The sequence below is a fragment of the Micromonospora sp. NPDC005161 genome (assembly GCF_053599855.1).
The window spans coordinates 1-22,180 of sequence record NZ_JBSFYQ010000060.1; the positions used below are offsets into that span (position 1 = coordinate 1).

The 22,180-nt window shown below is 70.0% G+C and carries 25 protein-coding genes, 7 tRNA genes and 1 pseudogene; 23 read left to right on the plus strand and 10 right to left on the minus strand.

Features of this window, described 5'->3' with window-relative positions; translation table 11 throughout:
- The first annotated feature begins 23 nt into the window (after nucleotides 1-23).
- The 7 genes from ACWD5O_RS33580 to ACWD5O_RS33610 all read left to right on the plus strand — a co-directional run bounded on the left by ACWD5O_RS33580 (nucleotide 24) and on the right by ACWD5O_RS33610 (nucleotide 569).
- Nucleotides 24-97, plus strand: a tRNA-Glu gene (locus ACWD5O_RS33580).
- Nucleotide 98: 1 nt separating this feature from the next.
- Nucleotides 99-169, plus strand: a tRNA-Asn gene (locus ACWD5O_RS33585).
- A 4-nt stretch (nucleotides 170-173) separates the two neighbouring features.
- A tRNA-Val gene (locus tag ACWD5O_RS33590) sits at nucleotides 174-245 on the plus strand.
- Between the two features lie 20 nt (nucleotides 246-265).
- Nucleotides 266-340: transfer RNA gene (locus tag ACWD5O_RS33595), tRNA-His, on the plus strand.
- A gap of 1 nt (nucleotide 341) precedes the next feature.
- Nucleotides 342-412 (plus strand) — tRNA-Tyr (locus tag ACWD5O_RS33600).
- Nucleotides 413-416: 4 nt separating this feature from the next.
- Nucleotides 417-489: transfer RNA gene (locus ACWD5O_RS33605), tRNA-Arg, on the plus strand.
- Between the two features lie 5 nt (nucleotides 490-494).
- A tRNA-Cys gene (locus tag ACWD5O_RS33610) sits at nucleotides 495-569 on the plus strand.
- Between the two features lie 206 nt (nucleotides 570-775).
- Here ACWD5O_RS33610 and ACWD5O_RS33615 read toward each other — a convergent pair.
- The 3 genes from ACWD5O_RS33615 to ACWD5O_RS33625 all read right to left on the minus strand — a co-directional run bounded on the left by ACWD5O_RS33615 (nucleotide 776) and on the right by ACWD5O_RS33625 (nucleotide 2,654).
- Nucleotides 776-1,216 carry a VOC family protein gene (locus ACWD5O_RS33615; protein ID WP_450087751.1) on the minus strand — a complete coding sequence of 147 codons (441 nt, stop codon included), beginning with the start codon at nucleotides 1,214-1,216 and terminating at the stop codon, nucleotides 776-778.
- Between the two features lie 124 nt (nucleotides 1,217-1,340).
- Nucleotides 1,341-1,787 carry a hypothetical protein gene (locus ACWD5O_RS33620; protein ID WP_450087752.1) on the minus strand — a complete coding sequence of 149 codons (447 nt, stop codon included), beginning with the start codon at nucleotides 1,785-1,787 and terminating at the stop codon, nucleotides 1,341-1,343.
- A gap of 246 nt (nucleotides 1,788-2,033) precedes the next feature.
- Nucleotides 2,034-2,654, minus strand: a complete 621-nt coding sequence (locus tag ACWD5O_RS33625) for a copper resistance CopC family protein (protein WP_450087753.1) — start codon at nucleotides 2,652-2,654, stop codon at nucleotides 2,034-2,036.
- A 243-nt stretch (nucleotides 2,655-2,897) separates the two neighbouring features.
- Between ACWD5O_RS33625 and ACWD5O_RS33630 the strand changes: the two genes are divergently transcribed.
- From ACWD5O_RS33630 to ACWD5O_RS33675, 10 genes and pseudogenes are all read left to right on the plus strand, one after another.
- Nucleotides 2,898-3,341 carry a hypothetical protein gene (locus tag ACWD5O_RS33630; RefSeq protein ID WP_450087754.1) on the plus strand — a complete coding sequence of 148 codons (444 nt, stop codon included), beginning with the start codon at nucleotides 2,898-2,900 and terminating at the stop codon, nucleotides 3,339-3,341.
- Nucleotides 3,342-3,370: 29 nt separating this feature from the next.
- The gene (locus ACWD5O_RS33635; protein WP_450087755.1) at nucleotides 3,371-3,703 is read left to right on the plus strand and encodes a sigma factor; all 333 of its coding nucleotides are present in this window, start codon (nucleotides 3,371-3,373) and stop codon (nucleotides 3,701-3,703) included.
- Between the two features lie 217 nt (nucleotides 3,704-3,920).
- A pseudogene (locus tag ACWD5O_RS33640) lies at nucleotides 3,921-3,995 on the plus strand (hypothetical protein); the annotation flags it as partial.
- An 86-nt stretch (nucleotides 3,996-4,081) separates the two neighbouring features.
- Nucleotides 4,082-4,699 carry a sigma factor-like helix-turn-helix DNA-binding protein gene (locus ACWD5O_RS33645; RefSeq protein WP_450087756.1) on the plus strand — a complete coding sequence of 206 codons (618 nt, stop codon included), beginning with the start codon at nucleotides 4,082-4,084 and terminating at the stop codon, nucleotides 4,697-4,699.
- 63 nt (nucleotides 4,700-4,762) lie between these two features.
- Nucleotides 4,763-6,160, plus strand: a complete 1,398-nt coding sequence (gene pdxR / locus ACWD5O_RS33650; protein ID WP_450087757.1) for a MocR-like pyridoxine biosynthesis transcription factor PdxR — start codon at nucleotides 4,763-4,765, stop codon at nucleotides 6,158-6,160.
- A 41-nt stretch (nucleotides 6,161-6,201) separates the two neighbouring features.
- Nucleotides 6,202-6,618: a cupin domain-containing protein gene (locus tag ACWD5O_RS33655; RefSeq protein ID WP_450087758.1), complete on the plus strand. Its 417-nt coding sequence runs from the start codon at nucleotides 6,202-6,204 to the stop codon at nucleotides 6,616-6,618.
- 2 nt (nucleotides 6,619-6,620) lie between these two features.
- Complete coding sequence (locus ACWD5O_RS33660) at nucleotides 6,621-7,436, plus strand: NAD-dependent epimerase/dehydratase family protein (protein WP_450087759.1); 816 nt, start codon at nucleotides 6,621-6,623, stop codon at nucleotides 7,434-7,436.
- Nucleotides 7,437-7,566: 130 nt separating this feature from the next.
- Nucleotides 7,567-8,358, plus strand: a complete 792-nt coding sequence (locus ACWD5O_RS33665) for a cyclase family protein (protein WP_450087760.1) — start codon at nucleotides 7,567-7,569, stop codon at nucleotides 8,356-8,358.
- A 13-nt stretch (nucleotides 8,359-8,371) separates the two neighbouring features.
- Nucleotides 8,372-10,030 carry a thiamine pyrophosphate-binding protein gene (locus tag ACWD5O_RS33670; protein ID WP_450087761.1) on the plus strand — a complete coding sequence of 553 codons (1,659 nt, stop codon included), beginning with the start codon at nucleotides 8,372-8,374 and terminating at the stop codon, nucleotides 10,028-10,030.
- A 106-nt stretch (nucleotides 10,031-10,136) separates the two neighbouring features.
- Complete coding sequence (locus tag ACWD5O_RS33675; RefSeq protein ID WP_450087762.1) at nucleotides 10,137-10,529, plus strand: YybH family protein; 393 nt, start codon at nucleotides 10,137-10,139, stop codon at nucleotides 10,527-10,529.
- Between the two features lie 118 nt (nucleotides 10,530-10,647).
- On the opposite strand, the gene ACWD5O_RS33680 is transcribed toward ACWD5O_RS33675, so the two are convergent.
- From ACWD5O_RS33680 to ACWD5O_RS33695, 4 genes are all read right to left on the minus strand, one after another.
- The gene (locus tag ACWD5O_RS33680; protein WP_450087763.1) at nucleotides 10,648-12,102 is read right to left on the minus strand and encodes an alkaline phosphatase PhoX; all 1,455 of its coding nucleotides are present in this window, start codon (nucleotides 12,100-12,102) and stop codon (nucleotides 10,648-10,650) included.
- 778 nt (nucleotides 12,103-12,880) lie between these two features.
- Entirely contained in the window at nucleotides 12,881-13,117 is a 237-nt protein-coding gene (locus ACWD5O_RS33685) for a hypothetical protein (protein ID WP_450087764.1), read from the minus strand.
- 261 nt (nucleotides 13,118-13,378) lie between these two features.
- Nucleotides 13,379-14,026, minus strand: coding sequence for a response regulator transcription factor (locus ACWD5O_RS33690; protein ID WP_354962971.1), 648 nt, complete (start codon nucleotides 14,024-14,026; stop codon nucleotides 13,379-13,381).
- The gene (locus ACWD5O_RS33695; protein WP_450087765.1) at nucleotides 14,023-15,252 is read right to left on the minus strand and encodes a sensor histidine kinase; all 1,230 of its coding nucleotides are present in this window, start codon (nucleotides 15,250-15,252) and stop codon (nucleotides 14,023-14,025) included. Before ACWD5O_RS33695 ends, ACWD5O_RS33690 begins: the two co-directional genes overlap by 4 nt.
- 17 nt (nucleotides 15,253-15,269) lie before the next feature.
- Here ACWD5O_RS33695 and ACWD5O_RS33700 point away from each other — a divergent pair, with 17 nt between their 5' ends.
- The 4 genes from ACWD5O_RS33700 (at nucleotide 15,270) to ACWD5O_RS33715 (ending at nucleotide 17,996) form a co-directional block, all read left to right on the plus strand.
- A complete protein-coding gene (locus ACWD5O_RS33700; RefSeq protein ID WP_449937831.1) occupies nucleotides 15,270-15,863 on the plus strand; it encodes a CDP-alcohol phosphatidyltransferase family protein in 594 nt (197 codons plus the stop codon).
- The gene (locus ACWD5O_RS33705) at nucleotides 15,860-16,330 is read left to right on the plus strand and encodes a hypothetical protein (protein WP_450087766.1); all 471 of its coding nucleotides are present in this window, start codon (nucleotides 15,860-15,862) and stop codon (nucleotides 16,328-16,330) included. Before ACWD5O_RS33700 ends, ACWD5O_RS33705 begins: the two co-directional genes overlap by 4 nt.
- A 63-nt stretch (nucleotides 16,331-16,393) precedes the next feature.
- Nucleotides 16,394-16,786, plus strand: a complete 393-nt coding sequence (locus ACWD5O_RS33710; RefSeq protein WP_450087767.1) for a nuclear transport factor 2 family protein — start codon at nucleotides 16,394-16,396, stop codon at nucleotides 16,784-16,786.
- 274 nt (nucleotides 16,787-17,060) lie between these two features.
- Nucleotides 17,061-17,996: a hypothetical protein gene (locus ACWD5O_RS33715; protein ID WP_450087768.1), complete on the plus strand. Its 936-nt coding sequence runs from the start codon at nucleotides 17,061-17,063 to the stop codon at nucleotides 17,994-17,996.
- 70 nt (nucleotides 17,997-18,066) lie between these two features.
- Here ACWD5O_RS33715 and ACWD5O_RS33720 read toward each other — a convergent pair whose 3' ends face one another.
- Together ACWD5O_RS33720 and map are read right to left on the minus strand one after the other, a co-directional pair.
- Nucleotides 18,067-18,522, minus strand: a complete 456-nt coding sequence (locus ACWD5O_RS33720; protein ID WP_450087769.1) for an NUDIX hydrolase — start codon at nucleotides 18,520-18,522, stop codon at nucleotides 18,067-18,069.
- A 106-nt stretch (nucleotides 18,523-18,628) separates the two neighbouring features.
- A complete protein-coding gene (gene map, locus ACWD5O_RS33725; RefSeq protein ID WP_450087770.1) occupies nucleotides 18,629-19,450 on the minus strand; it encodes a type I methionyl aminopeptidase in 822 nt (273 codons plus the stop codon).
- Nucleotides 19,451-19,552: 102 nt separating this feature from the next.
- Between map and ACWD5O_RS33730 the strand changes: the two genes are divergently transcribed.
- Nucleotides 19,553-19,819, plus strand: a complete 267-nt coding sequence (locus ACWD5O_RS33730) for a helix-turn-helix domain-containing protein (protein WP_450087771.1) — start codon at nucleotides 19,553-19,555, stop codon at nucleotides 19,817-19,819.
- Nucleotides 19,820-19,844: 25 nt separating this feature from the next.
- Here ACWD5O_RS33730 and eno read toward each other — a convergent pair whose 3' ends face one another.
- Nucleotides 19,845-21,110 (minus strand): phosphopyruvate hydratase, encoded by a 1,266-nt coding sequence (eno, locus tag ACWD5O_RS33735; protein WP_450087772.1) that lies wholly within the window; start codon nucleotides 21,108-21,110, stop codon nucleotides 19,845-19,847.
- A gap of 117 nt (nucleotides 21,111-21,227) precedes the next feature.
- Here eno and ACWD5O_RS33740 point away from each other — a divergent pair, with 117 nt between their 5' ends.
- A complete protein-coding gene (locus ACWD5O_RS33740) occupies nucleotides 21,228-22,130 on the plus strand; it encodes a MerR family transcriptional regulator (RefSeq protein ID WP_450087773.1) in 903 nt (300 codons plus the stop codon).
- Nucleotides 22,131-22,180: the final 50 nt, after the last annotated feature.

Below are 22,180 nucleotides of genomic sequence, written 5' to 3' on the forward strand. Positions count from 1 at the left end.
GACACCAGCTCGGGGCACAGCACCGCGCGTTCGGTTATGGGTAGGCCCTCGCCCTTTCAAGGCGACGAAGCGGGTTCGAGCCCCGCACGCGCGACCATTCCCTCGTAGCTCAAGGGCAGAGCGGCCGGCTGTTAACCGGCTGATCGTGGTTCGAGTCCAGGCGAGGGAGCAATGCCCGTGTAGCTCAGGGGGAGAGCGTCGCCCTTACAAGGCGAGGGTCGGGAGTTCAAATCTCTCCGCGGGCACTGGCCGAATGGCCGAAGTTGTGACTGTAGCTCAGTGGTAGAGCGCCGGGTTGTGGTCCCGGAGGTGCGGGGGTCAGTACCCGCCAGTCACCCCAGGCAGGAGCTGATGGCTGTCCAGCGCTGGCTGTAAACCAGTAGCCCTGGGGGTTCGAGTCCCTCCTCCTGCACCGTGCCCCCGTAGCTCAGCGGATGGAGCAGCGGTTTCCGGGACCGCAGGCCGGCCGTTCGAATCGGTCCGGGGGCGCGCAGGGTCGTATGCCCGAGAGGTCAGGGAGCGGTCTGCAAAACCGCGCACGCCGGGTTCGAATCCCGCTGCGGCCTCCAGATGCCATCCACTGCGGAGTGAGGCGCAGGCGGACGTGGGTCCAGCTGCTGCTCATAACGGCGGCCTGCTCGGTTCGACTCCGAGGCTTGCGACCGGGAGGAACTCGCACGGCCGCCGAGCGCGCCAGGTCGAGAAGGAGACCGTTCCGATCGCGCAGCCACCGGCCCGTTTTCGACGTCCGACTGACCAGATCTGAAATGCCTTCTCAGCTCAACTGCTCGGCCAACGCGAGGATGATGCCGCTCGGCCCACGTAGATAGCAGAGCAGGTAGCTGTCCTCGTAGCGCGTCACTTCGCCGACGAGTTCGGCGCCGTGCGGGCGGAGGCGGGCGAGGGTGTCGTCGATGTCGTCGACGGCGAACATGACCCGGTGCAGGCCCAGCGTGTTCACCGCGGTGATCTTCGGCGTGGGCGTGATCGCCGTCGGGTTGTGGTACTTCGCCAGTTCGAGTCGGCCCGGGGCGTTCGGGATCCGCATCATTGCGATCTCGCTTCGCATGTCGTCGAGCGCGACGACATGTCCCGCCCAGCTTCCTTCGATCGGCATCCTGCCTTCTAGCTCCATGCCGAGTTCGATGAAGAACGCGACGGCTGCGTCGAGGTCGTCCACGACGATGCCGACGTTGTCCATGCGCTGAATCGTCATGTCCCCGAGGATAGGGGCCGGGTCCGACGCCGTTGGCTCAGCGCCGTCTGGCCGGTCACCACGCGGGGAACGCTCGGGAGTGTCTTGTCGGCCGGTGCCTCGACCGCGGCCGGCCGCCCCCCGATCATCCGCTGGCGGCTCCGCTCGGGGGCCGTTCGACGCCGTGGCGTCGGCGCTGCCTGGCGTCCCGGACAAGGGTCAGGGCGATGACGAGAAGGCCGAGCAGGGCGACGACGGCATTGGCAGCCGTGAGGAACACGGCCTCGCCACCGGTGGCGTGGTTGAGGTGGGTCAGGTGGTAGAAGAAGTGGGGTATGGCGAAGGTCGAGAAGGCCGCCGCCGCGGGGATGGTGAACACCGCTCGAGGTGCGACGAGCGCTATGCCGAGGACGACGGCGAGGCCGAGGGTGGCTCCGCCGAAGTCTCGCGCGTAGTGCTCGCTGAATGGTGGGGTGAGGGCGACGGTCGGAAAGTTCTTGTAGAAGCTCTCGGGAAAGACCTGGTTCCAGAACCCAACGACGAGTTCGTCGAGGAAGAGAGCGGCTAGGGCGATCCGGATCAGCGCGGTCACCGAAGAGCCTCAGGTGCGGTCTTCTGGTGTGACGGGTGCCGGCCCTTCATCAGGGCCGACCTGTGGCGTTTTGTGCCGCCGGGCTCGACCCAGCCGGTCCCGTCGGCTACCGCGATACGCACTGAATCACCTTCCAATCCACGTCAGCCGTGACCCTTCAGTGGTGCGCCGCCCGGCCCAGGGGCCGGCGTGGGGGAGACATCAACCGGTGGTCCTACCTATCCGACTACCCGCCAAGGCCAAAGTTCAGCAAAACGCCCTAAAACGTCGATTGCTCACGCCCGCCCGCGTTGGCGAGCTACGCCTGCTGGCGGTGTAGACGCCGCGTGAAAGCGTCATGATCGCGAGCAGGAGAGCGAGTACGGCCACGCCTGCGGCGGCGTAGAACGCGACCACTCCACCGTGGGTGACCCGGGCTCGGAACGGGTTCGCCGCGCCGGCTCCCACGGTGAACCTGGCCGTGCCGGCCACCGGGTGTCCGTCGGTGACGGTTGCTCGCCAGCTGATCTCGTACCTGCCGTCGGGCATACCCGCGTCCACCGGCTGGATCAGGGTCGCGCCTCTGACGGTCGGTCGACCGCCGGCCCAGTCCGTTCCTGTGCGGTCCATGATCGTGACGGTGCTGTCCGGGGTGATCGCGGCGGCGAACACCACCTCAACCCGGCGCGGGGCGGTCGGGAGCGCGGCACCGTCCGCCGGCGTGATCGAGTGCGTCGCGCCGTGGGCGAACACAGGGGTCGGCGCGACCGCCAGCGGGAGACCAGCAGCGAGCGCGACCGTGACGATCAACCCGAGGGTACGACGAATGAGAGGTGCCCGGCCGGTGCCGGGCTCGCCGGTCACGCCCTCGGCAACACGTCTGTACATGGCATGCTCCCTTCGCCGCCGACGACCGCGGCGTCCGAATGTGGGACCGAGCTGCGCCGCGATTCGTGACGGCAGGGCTGGCCGCTCGGCTGCCTGTCACGAATCGGAGAGCTGCTCGGTCCGAACCGGTGACAGCACGCCCACCACCGGCGATGGGCATCCGACGCGCCCAGCTCCGTCGGCTGGCACCCCTGAGGCGACAGCTCGGACGCCGGGCCGGGACAGCGCAAGGAGCAACAACTCGTGACCATCATCATCCGCATCGCGTTGGCGATCTTGTTCGTCGACAACGCCGTGGTCGGGCTCTGGAACGCGATCTGGCCGGCGAGCTTCTACACGAACTTCCCGACGGTGGACCTCACGCCGCCGTTCAGTGAGCATTACGCGCGGGACTTCGGCAGCGCATCACTGGCGATCGCGTTGCTGCTGGGCATCGCGGCGGTCAAACCCAAGGCCCACTTCGTCATCCCCGCCGCGGCGGCCTACTCGATCTTTGGGGTGCCGCACTTCTTCTACCACCTCGCCAACATGGAGAACGCCACCATTGGTGAGGCGATTCTCCTCACTACCGGAAACGCGGCCGTGGCGCTCGTCGGCCTGGTGATCATCCTGCTTACGGTGCTGCGCGACCGCCGAGCGGCTCGGCTCGGCTTCGCGCCGGCTCTGGCCGCCCAATGGGAGAAGTGATGGTTCCCGAATCCCGCCGCCCACCTCGGTTGGCCGCGCTACCCAGCGCGTTCTGCGCGGTCGTCGCCGAACGACGCCTCCTCGAGAACATCGCACACCGCCTGCTCGGCTCAGCCGCGGCGGCGGAATACGCGGTACAGGAAACATACGTCCGCTGGTACACGATGCGGGACGACGAACAGGACAGCATCGACAGACCGGTCACCTGGCTCATCGGCACGCTCGTGCGGATCTGTGTCGATCTACTTGAATCGGCGCCCCGCCGTACCGACGGCCAGACCGTCCACCGAGCAGGTGACCCCACTCTTGCGGGCCCGGTGCCCCGACGATGGCGTGCCTGGCGTGACGCGCCGACGCTGTAGTACGGCCGTGCGGGGTATCCACATGTGCGCCGCTGCTCAGCGAAGGCGGCGATATCGGCAGTGGATTGAGCTCATCCGCACATCCGAGGATAGAAGGGACGAGGCGTCAGTTATGGCAGGGCTAGGGAAAGAGGGGACACTGATCGACGCCCTCGGGGTGTTCGACGCGGTCCGTCCCCGGCTCTTCGGCATCGCCTACCGGATGCTCGGCAGCGTCATGGAGGCGGAGGACGTCGTGCAGGACGCCTGGCTCCGGTGGCAGCAGACCGATCGCAGCCAGGTACGGGACCCGATCGGCTTCTTGATCACGACCACCTCTCGAGTCGCTCTGAACGCCGCGACATCGGCTCGCGCCCGCCGCGAGTTCTATCCCGGGCCGTGGCTACCCGAGCCCCTCGACCGTCCGCCGATCCGATGTTCCAGGCCGAACGGAACGAGTCGCTCGAACTTGCCGTGCTGCTCCTGTTGGAACGGCTCACCCCGGCCGAGCGAGCGGTGTACGTGCTGCACGAGGCGTTCGACTACCCGTTCCGGCTGGTTGGCGAGGTACTCGACGTCAGTGAGGCGAATGCGCGGCAGCTCGGCCGACGCGCCCGGATGCACCTGGCCCAGGAGCGGCACGGTCCGGTCGTCCGCGCGGAGCACGGCCGTCTGCTGCGCGCATTCCTCACCGCCGCCCGATCCGGAGACCTGACCCAGCTTGAGAAACTGCTCGCCGAGACAGCCGTTTCCTACGCCGACGGCGGCGGCGCCGTCCGGGCCGCACAGGTGCCCATCGTCGGACGCGACAACGTGGCGCGTTACATCCTGGGACTGTTCCGCAAGTTCGGGAGCGACCTCTCGTTGGAGGTCGTCGAATCCAACAACCAGGCCGCGATCCTCCTGTCGCGGGCAGGAACCGCCGTCGGGTTGGTCACCGTCGACGCCTCACCCGACGGTATCGAACGAGTGCTGATCATCCTCAACCCGCAGAAGCTGGACCAGTTCCAGCGATAACCGCTGACTGCCTGAGTCGTCGTCGACACGTCGCGCCGGCCGCACGGATGGGATCGTTGGCGGATGGCGGAGTCACTCGACCTGCATCTGGAGTTCGATCGGGGTGCGGGGTTCCCGGGTCGTTCGCTGGAGAGTGCGCTACGAGAGAGCATTCGGACCGGCCGGTTGCGGGCCGGGTCGCGTCTGCCCGGGAGCCGGAGCCTGGCCACCGACCTGGGCCTGGCCCGGGGCACGGTGGTGCAGGCGTACGCGCAGCTGGTGGCGGAAGGGTGGCTGGTGTCGGCGCCCGGCTCGGGCACCCGGGTCGCGGACGTACGCCATGATCTGCCCGACTCGCGGCGGAAACCACGGCCGTCGACGGCGTCCGAGTCGGCCATCGAGTTGCGGCCGGGGATTCCTGATCTCGCTTCCTTTCCGCGCGCGGCCTGGGCCGGCAGCGTCCGCCGGGCGCTGGCGACGGCGTCGCGCGGCACGCTGGACTACCCCGAGCCGACGGGGCTGCCCGCGTTGCGGGCGGCGTTGGCCGGGTATCTCGCGCGTACTCGTGGGGTGCGCTGCGACCCGGACGCTGTGGTGATCACCGCGGGATTCACCCAGGGTCTGTCCCTGCTGGCGCGGACGCTGCACAGGCGCGGCGTACGCGCCATCGCCACCGAGAATCCCGGCCTGGCCCATCACCGCATGGTGCTCCGTGCTGCGGGCCTGACGGTCACCCCGCTCACTGTCGGCGCGGTCGGAGCCGACCCGGACGAGGCGGCGGGCCAGGCCGCGCTGCTCACCCCGGCGCACCAGCATCCGACCGGGGTGGTACTCGCCCCGCAGCACCGCTACCAGTTCATCGCCTGGGCGCGGGAGTACGACGCGTTCCTGATCGAGGACGACTACGACGGGGAGTTTCGCTACGACCAGCGGCCGGTGGGCGCGATGCAGGCGCTGGCGCCAGAGCGGATCGTGTACGCCGGCAGCACGAGCAAGTCGCTGGCGCCGGGCGTGCGCCTGGGCTGGTTCGTCGTTCCCGAGCCGCTGCGCCGCGACCTTGCTGACGTGATCCTGGAGGCCGGCGCCGCGGTCTCCTCGATCGACCAGCTGGCGATGACCGACCTGCTCACGCAGGGCCACTACGACCGACACATCCGCCGCATGCGCCTGACCTACCGGCGCCGCCGAGCCGAGCTGGCCGACCGCCTGGCCGAGGTGACCACCACCCCACTGGAGGGCATCGCGGCTGGCGTGCACGCACTGCTGCCGCTGACCTCGGCGACGCAGGAGCGCGGGCTGATCCGGGCCGGACACCGCCAGGGCCTGCACCTGACGGGCCTGTTCAGCAGTGGCTACTGGCACGATCCGGCGGATGAGCGGCAGGCAGCGGCCCTGATCCTCGGATACGCGGCGCCGCCAGCACACGCCTGGAAGGCGGCGCTGACCGGACTTGGCCAACTGGTCCATCAGACCCGTTGCTGAGTGGTCCATTCCGTTGGTCCGGGCGGAGTTACGTTCGATGCATGCAGACCATGAAAATCGGGAACAACGAGCTCGTGCTGCTCGGCACGGCCATGCCGCCGGAGCTGCCGAAGGGCTCGCACGTGATGACGGCGACGATCGAACTGCCGCCGGGCGACCCCGGCTCGCCGCCGCACCGGCACTCCGGGCCGGTCTTCGGCTACATGCTCGAAGGCGAGATGATCTTCGAGCTGGAGGGCGAGCCGGAACGGGTGATCAAGGCCGGCGAGTCGTTCTGGGAGCCCGGCGGCGACGTCATCCACTACCAGGCCGCCAACAACCTGCCCGACCGGCTGAGCAAGTTCCTGGTCGTCATGGTGTGCGCGCCTGGCCAGGAGATGCTGGTGCTGGTCAGCCCCGAGGAACTCGAACAGCGCAAGGACCGCCGCGCATCCCGCGAAACTGACGGAGAAGCCTGATCATGCGTATCCTTCTCGCCGGTTCGACCGGCGTCATCGGCCGTCGGCTCGAGCCGCTCCTGACCGCCCAGGGGCATGAGGTCACCGGGCTGGCCCGCAACGGCGCGGTCGCCGTTGACGTTCTCGACCGGGACGCGGTGGTGGCCGCGGTCCGCTCCGTCCGGCCAGACGTGGTGATGCACCAGTTGACCAGCCTGAGCACGGGCGACTTCGCTGCCAATTCGCGGCTGCGCCGGGTCGGGACCCGCAACCTGGTCGACGCGGCGCTCGCTGCCGGGGTACGCCGGATCGTGGCGCAGAGCATCGCCTGGGCGTACGAGCCGGGCGCCGAGCCCGCGCCCGAGAACACGGCGCTTGACCTCGGCGCCCCCGAACCGCGGCAGACCAGTGTGGCCGGTGTCGCCGCGCTCGAGTCCGCCGTACAGGAGGCACCCGAGTGGATCGTGCTTCGGTACGGCACCCTCTACGGTCCGGGCACCTGGTACGCCCGGGACGGCCACATGGCTCAGTTCGCCGCTGCCGGCAAGGTCATCGCTGACGCGGACGTGAGCAGCCTGTTGCATGTCGACGACGCCGTCGCCGCCGCGCTCGCCGCCCTGGACTGGCCGTCCGGCGCGGTCAACGTCTGCGACGACGAGCCCGCCCCGGCCGCGAAGTGGGTGCCCGCGTTCTGCGCGGCGGCGGGGGTCGCGGCCCCCGCGGTGACCGAGGGCGAGCGGCACGGCTGGGCGCGGGGAGCGAGCAACCACTACGCCCGCAAGCACCTCGGCTGGACCCCGAAGTATCCCTCCTGGCGAGCGGGATTCGCCGTCCTGTGAGCCGTCCGCCCGCCTTCCGCCGCGCTGCGCAGCATCCGCCCCGCGCGGCGCTTGCCCGGACTCGGCGGAAGGTCGCTGTGGAGCCGCGGGGCGGGCAGCGCCGCTGACACACCCCGTTCGAGGGTCCATCATGGAGCTTGAGCGCGGTGTACCGTCGCCGCATGACGGGCTGCAGGAGTTTGTCGCCGCTCTTTCCAGCGGCCGGATCCAGGTTGTCGACCTCACCGCTCCGCTCTCGGACCAGACCCCGATCCTGGGTCTGCCCGAGCAGTTCGGCCAGACCTGGCCGTTCCGGCTCAGCGAGATCAGCCGGTACGACGACCGCGGTCCGGCCTGGTACTGGAACAACTTCTCCACCGGCGAGCACACCGGCACCCATTTCGACGCCCCGGTGCACTGGCTCACCGGTCAACAGGGCGCGGACGTGTCGCAGGTCCCGGTGAGCCAGTTGATCGCCCCGGCGGTGGTGATCGACCACGCCGCCGACGCTGTCGACGACCCTGACTTCCTGCTCGAGGTCGAGCACATCAAGGCGTGGGAGGCGGAACACGGCGCTCTGCCCACCGGTGGCTGGCTGCTCTACCGCACCGGTTGGGACGCGTACGGCGACGACCCGGAGCGGTACGCCAACGCCGGGCGTACCCCGGGCATCTCCGTCGAGTGCGCCCGCTGGCTGGCCGAGGAGTCGCCGATCCAGGGCGTCGGGGTGGAGACGGTCGGCACCGACGCGGGCGCCGCGCATTCGTTCGACCCGCCGTTCCCGTGCCACTCGTTCCTGCTTGGCCAGGAAAAGTACGGCCTGACCCAGCTACGTAACCTGGCGCAACTGCCGGCGACCGGCGCCGTGGTGATCGCCGGACCACTGCCGATCGTCTCCGGGTCCGGCAGCCCGTGCCGGGTCCTCGCGCTGGTCGAACGGTAGGACCGGGCCGCAGATGCGGGTAGCCGAGGTGGTCGGGCGGGTTCTGTACGGACACGGGGCACGGTACGTCTTCGGGGTGGTCGGCAGCGGCAACTTCCATGTCACGAACGCGCTTGTGGCGGCCGGCGCCCGGTTCGTGGCGGCGGCCCACGAGGGCGGCGCGGCGAGCATGGCGGACGGGTACGCCCGCACCTCCGGGACGGTGGGCCTGCTCTCGGTGCACCAGGGTCCGGGCGTCACCAACGCGCTGACCGGCCTCACCGAGGCCGCGAAGAGCCGTACCCCGATGGTGGTCCTGGCCCCGGAGGCGACCGAGCCCCGGTCGAACTTCTTCATCGACCTGCCGGCGCTCGCCACCTCGGTCGGGGCCGACTTCCACCGGGTACGCGCGACGCACGCGGCCGAGGACGCGGGCGCGGCGTACCGGGCCGCCGCCCGGGGCGCGACGGTCGTGCTGGGCCTCCCGTTGGAGGTGCAGCGCACAGTGACCGAACCGTGGTCCGGCACGGTCCCTGCGGTCGCGCCGACCCCGGCCACCGCCCCGCAGGTCGAGCCGTTGCTGGCCGCGCTCCTGGCCGCACGTCGACCGGTCTTCATCGCGGGTCGGGGCGCCCGGGCGGCCCGGGAACCGCTGACCCGGCTCGCCGACGCGTGCGGCGCGCTGCTCGCGGTCTCGGCCGCGGCGAAGGGACTGTTCGCCGGGAACCCGTGGAACATCGACGTGGCCGGCGGCTTCGCCACCCCGCTCGCCGCCGAGCTGATCGGCGCGGCGGACCTGGTCGTCGCCTGGGGCAGCACGCTGAACATGTGGACCACCCGGCACGGCGAGCTGATCCCGCCCTCCGCCGTCGTCGTCCAGGTAGACCACGACCCGGCCGCGTTCGGGGTGAACCGCCCGGTCGACCTGACGGTGGCCGGCGAGGTGGCGGCCGTCGCCGAGGCGGTGCTCGGTCGGCTGGGCGCCGGCTCCACGGGGCCCGTGGACGCCGGGACCGGCGGCTGGCGTACGCCGGAGCTGGCACAACGGATTCGCGACCACGGCCGGTGGCGGACGGTCCCGTATCGGGACGAGAGTGGGTCGGCGCGGGCCGGCGCCCCGGCGACGATCGACCCGAGGACGCTCTCGGCCGTCCTGGACGACCTGCTGCCGCCCGACCGGACGGTGGTGGTCGACTCCGGCAACTTCATGGGCTACCCGTCGATGTGGCTCGACGTGCCGGACGTGGCCGGATTCTGTTTCACCCAGGCGTTCCAGTCGATCGGGCTCGGCCTGGCCAGTGCCCTCGGCGCGGCGGTCGCCCGGCCGGACCGGCTCACCGTCGCCGCGGTCGGCGACGGTGGCTTCGTCATGTCCGCGACCGAACTGGTCACCGCCGTCCGGCTGGCGCTACCCCTCCTCGTGGTGATCTACGACGACGCGGCGTACGGCGCCGAGGTGCACCACTTCGGCCCGGACGGGCACCCGTTGGAGACGGTCACCTTCCCCGAGACCGACCTGGCCGCGATCGCCCGTGGTTACGGCTGCGAGGGGTTGACCGTCCGAACCGTCGACGATCTCGGGCCGGTACGCCGCTGGCTCGCTGGTCCCCGTACCCGGCCGCTGGTAATCGACGCCAAGGTCTGCGCCGCGCGCGGCTCATGGTGGCTGGAGGAGGCGTTCCGTGGCCACTGAGCCACCGCCGTGCGTACGGCGTCCCGGCCGCTGGGTCGACGAGCGCATGACCGGCGGCTGGCCGGTTCCCGCCGCCCGCCGCCCGGCGAATGGCAGGGTGATGTCCATGAACAGGAAGCACGTCGCCGATTGGCTCGCCGCCTACGAGCAGCTTTGGCGGACGCCGGGCACGGACGCGCTGGTCACGCTCTTCACCGAGGATGCGACCTACCAGCAGGGGCCGTACTGGACGCCTGTCGTCGGCCTGCCGGCCATCGCCCGGATGTGGGAAGAGCAGCGCAACGGTCCCGACGAGGTATTCCAGATGACCAGGGAGATCGTCGCAGTCGACGGCGACACCGCCGTGTCGCGCCAGGAGGTCCGTTACGGCGACCCGGTCAACCAGGAGTACCGCGACCTGTGGATCATGCGATTCGCGGACGACGGACGTTGCCGGTCGTTCGAGGAGTGGCCGTTCTGGCCGGGACAGCAGCCGGCCGCGGCTCCGGACGGTTCGTGACCCGAGGACCTCGTACGCGTCCGAGGTTCTACTGCGTCCTCACCGGCCGAACCTGGCGCGTCGTACACGCGGTGGGGGCAGGCGCGATCGCCTGCCCCCACCGGTCGGTCTGGTTCCGTTAGCCCAGGTACTTCTCCCACGGGCCGGTGACGGCCAGGGTGAGGCCAGGGTCCTGCATGTTGACGAAGAGCACCTTGCCGTCGGCGGTGAAGGTAGGTCCGCAGAACTCTGAGTCGTTGAGCTGGTTGCGGGCGATCGCGTACGTCGGGCCGCTCGGGACCGTGCTGAGCACGTGGGAGGCGCCCGAGCCGTCCTCAGCGAGCACGAGGCTTCCCCACGGGGTGACGGTCACGTTGTCCGGGCCGTCGAAGGTGAGGTCGTTGTACCGGACCGGCGTCCCCTCCTCCGAGGCGGTCTGGTGCGGGAAGTACGTCACGAGCTGGATGGTCTGGGCCTCGTAGTTGTAGAACCAGACCATGCCATCGTGCGGAGCCGCGTCCGCCGGCAGGTCACCGTCGTCCCAGGCGTAGGAGTTGACCACGTATACGCCCTCGTCGGTGCCCCACACGCCCTCGAACTTGCGTCCGCGGGTGACCTGGCCATCGGTGAACTGCTCGCGCACGGGCTTGTTCCGCGCGTCGCGGTCGGGCACCTCGATCCACCGTACGGGGAAGGGCCGGCCCAGCTGAGCGGAGGTCAGGTAGGCGACGTCCGGCAGCACCGAGCCGTCGTCCATGATGATCTGCATGGCGGCGAGGACGCCGGCGTTCGGTGCGAGGCGGGTGAGCACGCCGGGACCGAGCTTGACGCCGCGCGGCGCCGTCCAACGGTAGAAGAGGCCGTTGGGCCCGTCGGCATCTTCGGAGAGGTAGACGCTGGTCCGGTCCTTGTCGACCGCCAGGGCCTCGTGGGAGTAGCGGCCCAGGCACTTGATCGGCCGCGGGTCCGCGCTGCCGTCGGCCGAGACCTCGAAGACGTAGCCGTGATCCTTCTGGTAGACGCCGGACCGGCCGCCCTCTTCCCATTCGTCGCCGGCGCGGTCCTCGGTCTCCTCACAGGTGAGCCAGGTCCCCCAGGGGGTCGGCCCGCCGGCGCAGTTGGAGATGGTGCCGGAGAGGGCGACGAACTCACCCAGGTTCCGCCCCGCACGGTCCGTCTTGATCACCGTGCAACCGCCGGCGTCGACGGCGCCCGAGTCGTACACCGTGTCCTTGACGTGCGGTACGCCGAACTCGGCGCCCGGGTCGATCTCGTGGTTCTGGATCAGGGTGTAACGGCCGTGTCCGGCGTCGTAGACGGCCATGCCGTCGTGGTCGGCCGGGGTCATGCCCTGGCCGCGGTCGAGCCGGGTGACACCGGTCCGGGTGACCACGGTGTAGCTGAAGCCCTCGGGCAGGGCCAGGATGCCGTCGGGGTCGTCCACGAGCGGCGGGAAGGGCACGTGGCCGGCCTTGACCGGCGGGTGAGGCCGGCCCGGGTTGGCCTGCGCCAGGGACGGCAAGCCGCCGGCGACGACAAGGCCTACGCCGGCGGCGGCGCCGCCAGCGAGGAAGGTACGACGAGAGGAAGGCACGTGGATCAGCTCCTGGTCCAGACAAGTGCGACGATCGACAGCCAACTCCTGCGGACAGACACCGACAGGTCGCCTAGCGGATCGATTGGTGACATCGGAGTGAAGAATCAGCGCCACTCCCGCATCGCCAGGCCGGCGGCCTACCGCCTCCGAGAAACACGGCCGCCCTCGTGGGGTCTGACACCGCGGTCGAACAGCAGGTGTGACCGTTTGTTGGTGCGGCCGGAGGGTAGTTGGGTGGTTATGACCAGCCCTGAGCAGAGTCAGCAGGAGAGAGCCCTCGAGACCGGCGAGATATATCAGGACGCCGAGGGGCGCCGAACGACCGACCCGGGCTCCGGGGCGGCGCACGCCGAAAGTGAAGCCGACCGCAACGCGGAGCACCTGAAGCGGGGCGAGGTTGGGCCGCGCGTCCCGGAGGAGTAGCCCGGTCCGTCCGGCAGTGCATGCTCAAAACCTGCGTGACCCCGAGCAACGAGGGGCGCGGCTACGTGCTGCACCGCCGGTAGAAGGAGCGCTTGGGCGATGTGCGCTACCGCCTCCTGAACCGTGTGTCGCTCGGCCGGCCGCTGGTGGTCGGAGGCAAAGATGCACCCTCGTACGTCCGCTATCAGTCGGTGGTGCGGATGCCACGGGAGCGCAGGAGCGCGTTGACCCCGGAGTCCGGCCTGTGCCCCCTCAGATGGGGCAGGCAGCGAGACCATCGGGGTATGAACAGCGCCGGCGGTGACAGTGTTTTGCGCTGTCACCGCCGGCGCGGGTGCTTCTCCTGGTTTGGTTAGCTGGTGCCGAAGTACGGCCAGTACGGCAGTTTCTCCGACGTGTACCGGTCGTAGTTCCCGGCGTATCTGTAGGGCACACCGGCCCAGTCCTCGCCGAAGTCGACATCGACGGCCCAGACCGGCGCCGGGGCGTCGTCGTACACCGTCTGATGAGTGCACCCGCCGGAGGCCTTGAACTTGCTGACCTCTTCGCTGGAGTTCGAACCGTACTTCAACAGGACGCGGGCGATCACGCCCCGCCCGTTGGAGGCACCTGGCCGTGCTGCGCTCCTCGGGTCTGGTCACCAGTGCCCGCGACCGCAACGCCGTGCACCACACGCTCACCCCGCTGGGCCTGGCGCTGCTAAGCGCCGGATGACCCGGTAGATCGGGCGTCACTCCACCGGACGCGGGCGCTCCAGGCCGGGCTCCGGATCAACCTGGTCGATGTCAGCGGACAGCCGACATGTCAGCATGCGATTGGATACGCCGAGCGAGACCGCTGCTGGTTCTTGTCAAGGTGCGAGGCCGGCCTGGATCGCCAGGATGGCGGCGCGTACGCGGTCGCGGCTGCCGGTCTTGGCCAGCACGTTGGTGACGTGGGTCTTGACGGTGCTCATGGATAGGTAGAGGCGTTCCGCGATCTCGTTGTTGTTGAGCCCGGCACCGATCAAGGCGAGCACGTCGGTCTCCCGAGCGGTCAGCTGGTAGGCGGCCAGTTCCACGCGGGTGGCCGGCCCGGTCGCGCGTACCCGGTCGAGTACGGCGCCGGTGACCTCGGCGGAGAGGATCGCCTCGCCGGCCGCGACGGTGCGCACCGCGGCGATCAGGTCGCGGGCGCTGCACCGCTTGAGCAGGAACCCGCGCGCGCCGGAGGCGATGGCGTCCAGGACGTAGGCGTCGTCGTCGAAGGTGGTTACGACGATTACGGCCGGGGCGTGCGGGATCGCGGCCAGTTCGCGGGTGGCCTGCAGGCCGTCGAGCACCGGCATGCGGATGTCGACGAGGGCGACGTCGATGCGGGAGTCGTGACGCACGGCTTCGAGCAACTGCCGGCCGTCGGCAGCCTCAGCGGCGACGTGGATGTCGGGTTGGGAACGCAGGATCAGGCTGAAGCCGTCGCGGACCAGCTGCTGGTCGTCGGCGATCGCGACACGGATCACGGTGTCGCCACCGGCAGGTTGGCCTGCATCAGGGTGCCGCCGCCGGAGCGTTGGCTCAGCTCCCAGCTCCCACCGCGTGCGCGCACGCGCTCCTCGATGCCGAGCAGGCCCGAGCCGCGCGTGGGTGCATGGGGTGGCCCGATGCCGTCGTCGCTGACCCGCAGACGGACGTGGTCGCCGATGCGGACCAGTTCGACCCAGGCTGCCGTGGCTTTCGCGTGGCGGGCGATATTGGTGAGGGCCTCTTGGGCGATGCGGTAGGCGGTCAACACGCCGATCTCGTCCAGGCCGGGCTCGGGGTCCAGGCGTACCTGCACCGTCACGCCCTGCTGGCGCAGCGGCTGCGCGAGCAGCTCGTCGATGTCGGACAGGCGTGGCGGCGCGCTCACCGCGATCGCCGCGTTCGGATCGCGCAGGTGCACGACGAGCGTATCGAGCTCACTCAGTGCGGTGCGTCCGCTGCCCGCGATCGCCTGCAGCGCCGCCCCGGGGTCGTCGCTGAGCTGCCCCGCCTCGGCCTGAACCACCATCGCGGTGACGTGGTGGCCGACCACGTCATGCAGCTCGCGGGCCAGGTTTGTGCGCTGCTCGAGCCAGGCCGCCTGGTCGCGCAGCTCGCCTGTCTCCTGGGCGAGGGCGTAGCCGCGTGACCACGACCGCAACAGGGTCGCCAGGAGGTAGCCGGCCGCCACGAAGACGAACGGCTGCTCGTACAGCCCCCGCTGGTTGATCAGCGCGGTAGCGAGGGCGCCGACCGCGCCGATCAAGCCACCCACCCACCCCAGCCACGGGCGTCGGGCCGGGTCTTCGCAGATCGAGACGAACACGAGGCCGGCGGCCGCGAGGCCCAACTGCACCGACTCTCCGGTGCTCACCATCGCCACGAACCCGGCGGAGACCGCGAAGACCAGGGCCCGGTAGCGGGGCCGCAGCGTCATGGCCACGAGGCCGACGGGCAGTACCAGCCACGCCCAGCCCGCCGGCACGGACAGGCCCCCCTCGACGGTCGTGACGACGACGGCGACGATCAAGCCCGCCACTCCGTAAGCGAGCCGGCGCACTCGCTCGGGGTCGCGCAACCATTCCCGGATACCAGTCATCACCTGCACAGTCTCCGCGACCAGCGCGTTAACCGGCCAGGTACCCAGGTACCAGATCGGCCGGCACCCCGGTGCCACCCCCGCGACCAGATCGGCACCGCGGCACGTTCCGCCCGGAACGCTCACAGCACGACGCTGCAGGGGTGACTCTTGTTGACTCCCGCACCGCCATCAACGTCGGCCCTCTTCGTACGGTTCCCAACTACATCACCGTCATCCGCACGGTCGCCGCTGTCACCGTCGGTGTCGCCGCCCTCGTCGCCGGCTCAGTGGTACTGCTGGCGGTGGCGTACGGAATTTACTGGCTCGGCGACGTGCTCGACGGCTGGGCCGCCCGCCGGCTCGGACAGGAGACCCGGGCGGGGGCCGTCCTCGATATCGTGAGCGACCGCGCGTGCACCGCGGTGCTCTGCGTAGGTCTGGTCTCACTCGTACCCGATGTCGCGGTCGTGGCCCTGGTGTTTCTGCTCTCGTTCCTGGTGCTGGACACCATGCTGTCGCTGGCGTTCCTGTGCTGGCCCGTGATCAGCCCCAACTACTTCTATCTGGTTGACCGGCGGGTATGGGCGTTGAACTGGTCACCCCTGGCCAAGGCCGCCAACACCGCCGGGGTTGTCGGCGCCGTCGCGTTCGGGCAGTACCGGCTGGCGCTGGCCGTCGCCGTCGCCGTCGTCGCGGTCAAGCTGTGGTCAGCCGCGGCGGTGGTCCGCCTGCTCGAACGGGACGGCCGGGCGTGAGCAGCCTCGCCGCGGCGGCGGTGGCGCTCGGGTACGGTCTCGCCTCGGCGCTCGTCCCGGTCGTCAACGCCGAGGCGTACGCCGTGGTCGCCGGGCAACGTGGCGGCCACGCTCTGGTCGCCGTACTCGCTCTGGGGCTCGGGCAAACCGCCGGCAAACTGCTCCTGTTCGAAGCCGCGCGTCACGGAACGGGGCGGCTGGCCCAGAAGCTCGCGCAACGGAGCCGATCAGGTCGCGCTGCGGCCCGGGCCGCCCGTTGGGCCGGGCGGATCCGTCGCTGGCTCTCCCGCCGCCGCACCGCCGTACCGACGGTGCTCGTCTCCGCCACGGTCGGGGTTCCACCGTTGGCCGTAGTCAGCCTCGCCGCCGGCACCGCAGGCCTTCGACGCTGGGAGTTCGCCGTCGCGTGTCTGCTCGGGCGAGTGATCCGTTTCGCCCTCCTCGCCCTGCCAGCGGCGCTGGCCTAACCCCCGCTTGACTCGACGAGTACTGGCGTCCGGCGGCGGGAGCAAACCCCGTACCCTGGCGCGGTGATCGACTTTCGCGCGGCGGTTGAAGCACACGACCTCGACGCCGTCGCGGCGGCCCTGGCTGACAACGTGGTGTTTCGCAGCCCGGTGGCGTTCAAGCCCTATCTGGGCAAGGCGATCACCGCGGCGATCCTGCGCGGCGTGCTGCGGGTGTTCGAGGACTTCCGGTACGTCCGTGAGCTGAGCGGCGACGGCGGTCGCGATCACGCGCTGGTGTTCGAGGCGCGGATGGGCGACGTCGCCGTCGAGGGCTGCGACTTCCTGCACCTGGACGAGAGCGGCCTGATCGATGAGTTCACGGTCATGGTTCGTCCGCTGTCCGCCGCACAGGCCCTGGCCGCCGCGATGGCCGCCCAATTCGAGCAGATCCAGCGTGAGGCCACCGCCGGCTAGTCGTAGGCACTCGTCGGAGGGGGCACGACGATGCCGGTGCGGGGAGATCGGGTCACATGACGACATGCGCGACCGGGACACGTGACGGGCATTAACGCTTTTGCTGCCGGACCCTTCGGGCGTCACGCAACGACCTCCCGACGGTGAGTGGCCAGGACGCCGAGGCGCCGGGGTACGCGCGTCCGGCGGCATGCACGCTGGTCCCTCCTGCGAGGGAGTGCCTTCCCCTGCCGGCGGGGGCCGCCCGCGCCCGGGCGCCGGGAGGATCGGGTGCATGAACACATCGGCATCGACCGCTCGCAGGAGTGGCCACGGCCTGACGTACGCAGTGCTCGGCTGGACCGTGGCATACGGGGGCGTACGTCTGGCGTGGACCGTGGGCGAGGCTCCGGAGTTCGGGCAGTTCGGGTCGGACCTGGTCGGTTTCACCGGCTGGCGGTCGGTGGCGTTGTGTGTGGCCGCGGGCGTCCTGGCGGTTGCTCTGGACCGGGCGGCGACATGGCGGCCGGCGCTTGCGGGAGCCGCCTGGACGGTCGCTGGGGCACTGGTCGCGGCAGCCGCGATTCTGCTGCCGGAGTTGGTGGGCTTCCTGCTGTTCACGGTCGGCCCGTACTTCGACCCGGTGGCGTTCGCCAGCCGGCTCGGTTGTGTCACCGGAGCGATTCTGCTCGGTCTGGGCACCGCCCGCTATCAGCGGCGTACCCGTGGCGACTGTCCGGACTGCTGCCGGGCGGTCCGACCGGGCCCGCGGCGCTCAGCACCCGCGGGGTGGGCGCGCTGGGCCGCGTACGCCACGGTCGCCGGCCTCGTCACCCGCTTCGCGGCCCAGGTCGTGGTGGGATTCGACGGACTCACGCACGACGCCTCCGTGATCGGGCTGGAGATCGGCCTGTTGCTGGCCGGAGTGCTGCTGCCGCTGGCACTGGTACACCGCTGGGGCGAGATCTGGCCGGGGTGGGTGCCGCTGCTCGCGGGCCGCACGATCCCTCGTCTGCTGCTGCTGGTGCCCGGCTTCGGGCTCGGGGCGGGCGTTGTGGCCTACTTCGGTATGGGGCTGGTGCAGTTGACGTCAGGGTCGATCAGCCAGTTCTCCGACACGTTCCTCTGGGTGGCGATGTCGGCGTACTGCGTCCTGGGGCTCGGACTCCTCGCGGCGTCAAGCGACTACCACCTGCGCACCCGCGGTGCGTGCGGGGCCTGCGGCCGGTGACCGGTTCTACTCGGGCCAGCACCAGGGGATGGCGGCCCCTTCAGCGGGGGAGCGTCGGCACGGCCGGGCCTCAGTGCTGAACGAGACCGCCGACCCGGACGGAGGCGACGTGGCCGGTTACCGGAAGGGCCTGCGCCAGTGCGAGACCAACGTCGACAAGCGACGATCGGCGTAGGCGAGCTACGTCGTGGATCGGAGTCCAGATCGATTCGGCGGTTTCGCCGTTCGGCTCGGGCCGGAGGGCGCCACCGGTGATACGAACTCGGTAGAAGATGCCGACATTCTGGTGCTCGGTCCCTAACCGCGCCTCGGCAGCGGGAATCACTCTCGAGTCCACACCCAGCAGGCGTTCGACCACCGCGTCGCAGCCGGTCTCCTCGGCGACCTCACGGATCACCGCGTCGAACGGATCCTCCGTGTGCTCGACCATGCCGCCGGGGAGGGTCCAGTGCGTGTCGCCCGTCGGTGGCACGTAACGGGCGAGCAGTACCCGTTCGTCCTCGATGCACACGGCGTACGCCGCCAACCGAAAACTCATCCTCGGACCTCCCGGCCAGACCCTAGCGCCCGTCGACCGGCTCGTCGGCGGCGAGCTTGAGCCAGCGGTGCAGGCACTCCGCATGCGGCACCCGTCAGGACGTCGCGACCGACTGCCCGCTGCGGTTGCCCGTGCCTGTGGCGTGCCCGGGGCGGCGGGTGAGCACCCGGGGGCCGGCCTCGGTGATCGCGATGGTGTGTTCGGAGTGGGCCGTGCGCGAGCCGTCCGCGGACCGGATCGTCCACCCGTCCTCATCAAATTTGATCTTGTCGGTGCTGCGGCAGAACCACGGCTCGATCGCGATCGTCAGGCCGGGCTTGAGCTTCATGCCCCGGCCGGGGCGGCCGTTGTTGGGCACGTGTGGGGCGTCCTCATGCATGGTGCGGCCGATGCCGTGCCCGCCGAATTCGGTGTTGACCTGGTAGCCGTAGCGGCGGGCGACTCCGCCGATGGCGGCGGAGATGTCGCCGAGCTGGTTGCCCGGCCGCGCGGCGTCGATTGCGGCCTCCAGCGCGACCTCGGTGGCCTCGATCAGCTTCAGGTCATCCGCAGAGGGGGTACCGACGATGACGGACAGTGCGGAGTCGGCGACCCAGCCGTCGATCCCGACCGCCATGTCGATGCTCAGCAGGTCACCGTCACGCAGGGCGTAGTTGTGCGGCAGGCCGTGCAGCACGGCGTCGTTGACCGAGAGGCACAGGACGTTACGGAACGGTCCGCGGCCGAACGACGGCGTGTAGTCCCAGTAGCAGGACTCGGCGCCACGCTCCTTGATCCGACGGCGGGCGTGGTGCTCGAGGTCCATCAGGTTGACCCCGACGGCGGCGACCTCACGCAGCTCCGCCAGCAGCTCGCCGACGAACTGGCCGGCCACGGCCATCCGTCCGATCTCCTCCGGGGACTTAAGCTCGATCACGACCAACCCTTCCTCTCGGTGGCGGTATATTTATACCACGCTGGTCGGGCCGTCCGCCGGGTCGGCGTTGCCGGTCCGAGAAGGCGGATCTATCCTGCTCACATGGTTCGCCCACCGCTCACACCGGAACAGATCGCAGCGGGGCGACGTCTCGGGGCGGCGCTTCGGGTCGCGCGAGGTGGCCGCAGCCTCGTCGAGGTGGCCCTGGCGGCCGGCATCTCGCCGGAGACGCTGCGCAAGATCGAGGTGGGTCGGCTCCCGGCACCCGCGTTCGGCACCGTGGTCTGCCTCAGCGAGGTCCTCGGCGTCGCGCTCAGCGACCTGGCCGAGGTGTGGCTGGCCGACCTGCGCGTCCGCGAAGCGTCCTGAGGGCCTGTCCGGCTGAGCTCACACCTCAGCGGCGGCCCGGATAGAGCGCGCGGGCACCGAGCTCTTCCTCGATGCGGATGAGCTGGTTGTACTTCGCCGTCCGGTCCGAGCGTGACAGCGAACCTGTCTTGATCTGACCACAGCTGACGCCCACCGCCAGGTCCGCGATCGTGGTGTCCTCGGTCTCGCCGGATCGGTGCGACATCACCACCCGGTAGCCCGCCTTGTGGGCGGCATCCACCGTCGCGAGGGTTTCGGTGAGGGTGCCGATCTGGTTGACCTTGACCAGGATCGCGTTGGCGTAACCGTCTTCGATGCCGTCGCGCAACCGGTTGACATCGGTGCAGAAGACGTCGTCGCCGACCAGTTGGACCCGGTCGCCGGCCAGGGCCGTGAGCCGCTTCCAGCCGGCGAAGTCGTCCTCGGCCATCGGGTCCTCGATCGAGCTGATCGGGTACCGGGAGACCAGGTCGAGGAGGTAGTCGACGTGCTCCTCCATGGTCCGGGTGCGGCCCTCGCCGGCGTACTCGTAGACGCCGTCCCGGTAGAACTCCGAGCTGGCCGGGTCCAGGCAGATGGTGATGTCCTGGCCGGGCTCGTAGCCGGAGTCCTCGATGGCGCGCAGCACGAACCGCAGTGCCTCGTCGGCGGTCGCGAAGTTCGGCGCGAAGCCGCCCTCGTCGCCGACGTTGGTGCTGTGCCCGGCCGCGGCCAGGGATCGGCGCAGGGTGTGGAACACCTCGGAGCCCATCCGCACGGCCTCGAAGAAGTTCGCCGCACCGACCGGAGCGATCATGAACTCCTGGAAGTCGAGCGGGTTGTCGGCGTGCGCCCCACCATTGATGATGTTCATCATCGGCACCGGCAGCAGGCGGGCACCTACCCCACCCACGTAGCGGTAGAGCGGCTGGCGATGGGCAAGGGCCGCGGCCTTCGCCGTGGCGAGGGAGACGCCCAGAATGGCGTTCGCGCCGAGACGGCCCTTGTCCTTCGTGCCGTCCAGCTCGATCATCGTCTCGTCGACCAGCGCCTGGTCCTCCGCATCGAGACCGAGCACCGCCTCGGCGATCTCCCCGGTGACCGCGGCGACGGCGTTGCTGACGCCCTTGCCATGGAAACGTCCCGGGTCGCCGTCACGCAGTTCGACCGCCTCGTTCGCCCCGGTCGACGCGCCGGACGGCACGGTGGCCCGGCCGGCCGAGCCGTCCGCCAGGACCACATCCACCTCGACAGTGGGGTTGCCACGGCTGTCCAGGACCTGTCGACCGATCACCCGGCTCATAGCTGTCATCACGTACTCCCTGTTCTCGCCTGTCTACGGGGCCAGACTGACAGAGAAATGCGGTCCCGCCACCGCGACGATGAACACCTTGACCTGCACCTTGAGGTGCGGGTTTAGGGTTGTCGGATGCGAGTGGGTGAGCTGGCACGCCGCACTGGGACGACTGTGCGTGCCCTGCGGTATTACGAGTCGGCCGGGCTGGTCGTGCCACGGCGGCTGAGCAACGGCTATCGCGACTACGAGCCGATCGCCCTACGCCTGGTCGCGCAGATTCGCGAGCTCATGGCGCTGGGTCTCACCGTCGAGGAGACCCGCCCGTTCGTCGAGTCGATCACCGACGGGTCTGACGACGCGGATGTGTGCGCGGCGGCACTGGCGACGTATCGGAGCACCGTCGACGCTGTCCAGGACCGTATCGGCAAGTTGACCGCCCAGCGCGACGCCCTCGACGCGCGCCTCGACGCAGCCGCGGGTCAGGTGGTGACCGGTGGCCCGGCCGCTGGCGCCAACCCCGCGGGCCTGGTTGGCACGCCTCTGCCGCCGCTGAGCTTCTACGCCACCGACGGTCGGCCGGTCGATCTCGGCGCCCTCGGCCCTGGACGCAGCGTCATATTCATCTATCCACTCAGCGGGCGACCGGGTGTCGACCTGCCCAGGAGCCTGCTGGAGATCCCCGGCGCGCGGGGCGGCACCGAGCAGGCCACCTGGCTCCGCGACCACCACACGGAGATCCTCAGCGCTGGAGTGGCGCGCGTCTACGGGCTGTCCGCACAGTCAACCGGCTACCAGCGTGAACTGGTGCACCGGCTGCGCCTGCCGTACCCCCTGATACCCGATCCGCGGCTGACCCTGGCCGCCGAGCTCGGGCTGCCCACCTTCACGGCCGGTGATATGACGCTCTACGAGCGGCTGACACTGATCGTCACCGACGAGGTGGTCGAGCACGTGTTCCACCCGATCCCGGAGCCCGCGTCCCACGCACTGGACGTCATGCGGTGGCTCACCAAACGGCGCCCGACTGCCCGGTAAGGCGCAGCCATCGGCGCGTCCCGACCAGGGGCGTTGATCAGCAACGCTGG

What these genes read in the sequence shown, in the direction of transcription:
- ACWD5O_RS33670 (WP_450087761.1), top strand. Translation starts at nt 8,372, where the DNA reads ATGCGGGTAGCCGAGGTGGTCGGGCGGGTTCTGTACGGACACGGGGCA.
- ACWD5O_RS33740 (WP_450087773.1), top strand. Translation starts at nt 21,228, where the DNA reads ATGCGAGTGGGTGAGCTGGCACGCCGCACTGGGACGACTGTGCGTGCC.
- pdxR (WP_450087757.1), top strand. Translation starts at nt 4,763, where the DNA reads ATGGCGGAGTCACTCGACCTGCATCTGGAGTTCGATCGGGGTGCGGGG.
- ACWD5O_RS33715 (WP_450087768.1), top strand. Translation starts at nt 17,061, where the DNA reads ATGAACACATCGGCATCGACCGCTCGCAGGAGTGGCCACGGCCTGACG.
- ACWD5O_RS33665 (WP_450087760.1), top strand. Translation starts at nt 7,567, where the DNA reads ATGGAGCTTGAGCGCGGTGTACCGTCGCCGCATGACGGGCTGCAGGAG.
- eno (WP_450087772.1), bottom strand. Translation starts at nt 21,110, where the DNA reads ATGACAGCTATGAGCCGGGTGATCGGTCGACAGGTCCTGGACAGCCGT.
- ACWD5O_RS33655 (WP_450087758.1), top strand. Translation starts at nt 6,202, where the DNA reads ATGCAGACCATGAAAATCGGGAACAACGAGCTCGTGCTGCTCGGCACG.
- ACWD5O_RS33660 (WP_450087759.1), top strand. Translation starts at nt 6,621, where the DNA reads ATGCGTATCCTTCTCGCCGGTTCGACCGGCGTCATCGGCCGTCGGCTC.
- ACWD5O_RS33675 (WP_450087762.1), top strand. Translation starts at nt 10,137, where the DNA reads ATGAACAGGAAGCACGTCGCCGATTGGCTCGCCGCCTACGAGCAGCTT.
- ACWD5O_RS33730 (WP_450087771.1), top strand. Translation starts at nt 19,553, where the DNA reads ATGGTTCGCCCACCGCTCACACCGGAACAGATCGCAGCGGGGCGACGT.
- ACWD5O_RS33625 (WP_450087753.1), bottom strand. Translation starts at nt 2,654, where the DNA reads ATGTACAGACGTGTTGCCGAGGGCGTGACCGGCGAGCCCGGCACCGGC.
- ACWD5O_RS33615 (WP_450087751.1), bottom strand. Translation starts at nt 1,216, where the DNA reads ATGACGATTCAGCGCATGGACAACGTCGGCATCGTCGTGGACGACCTC.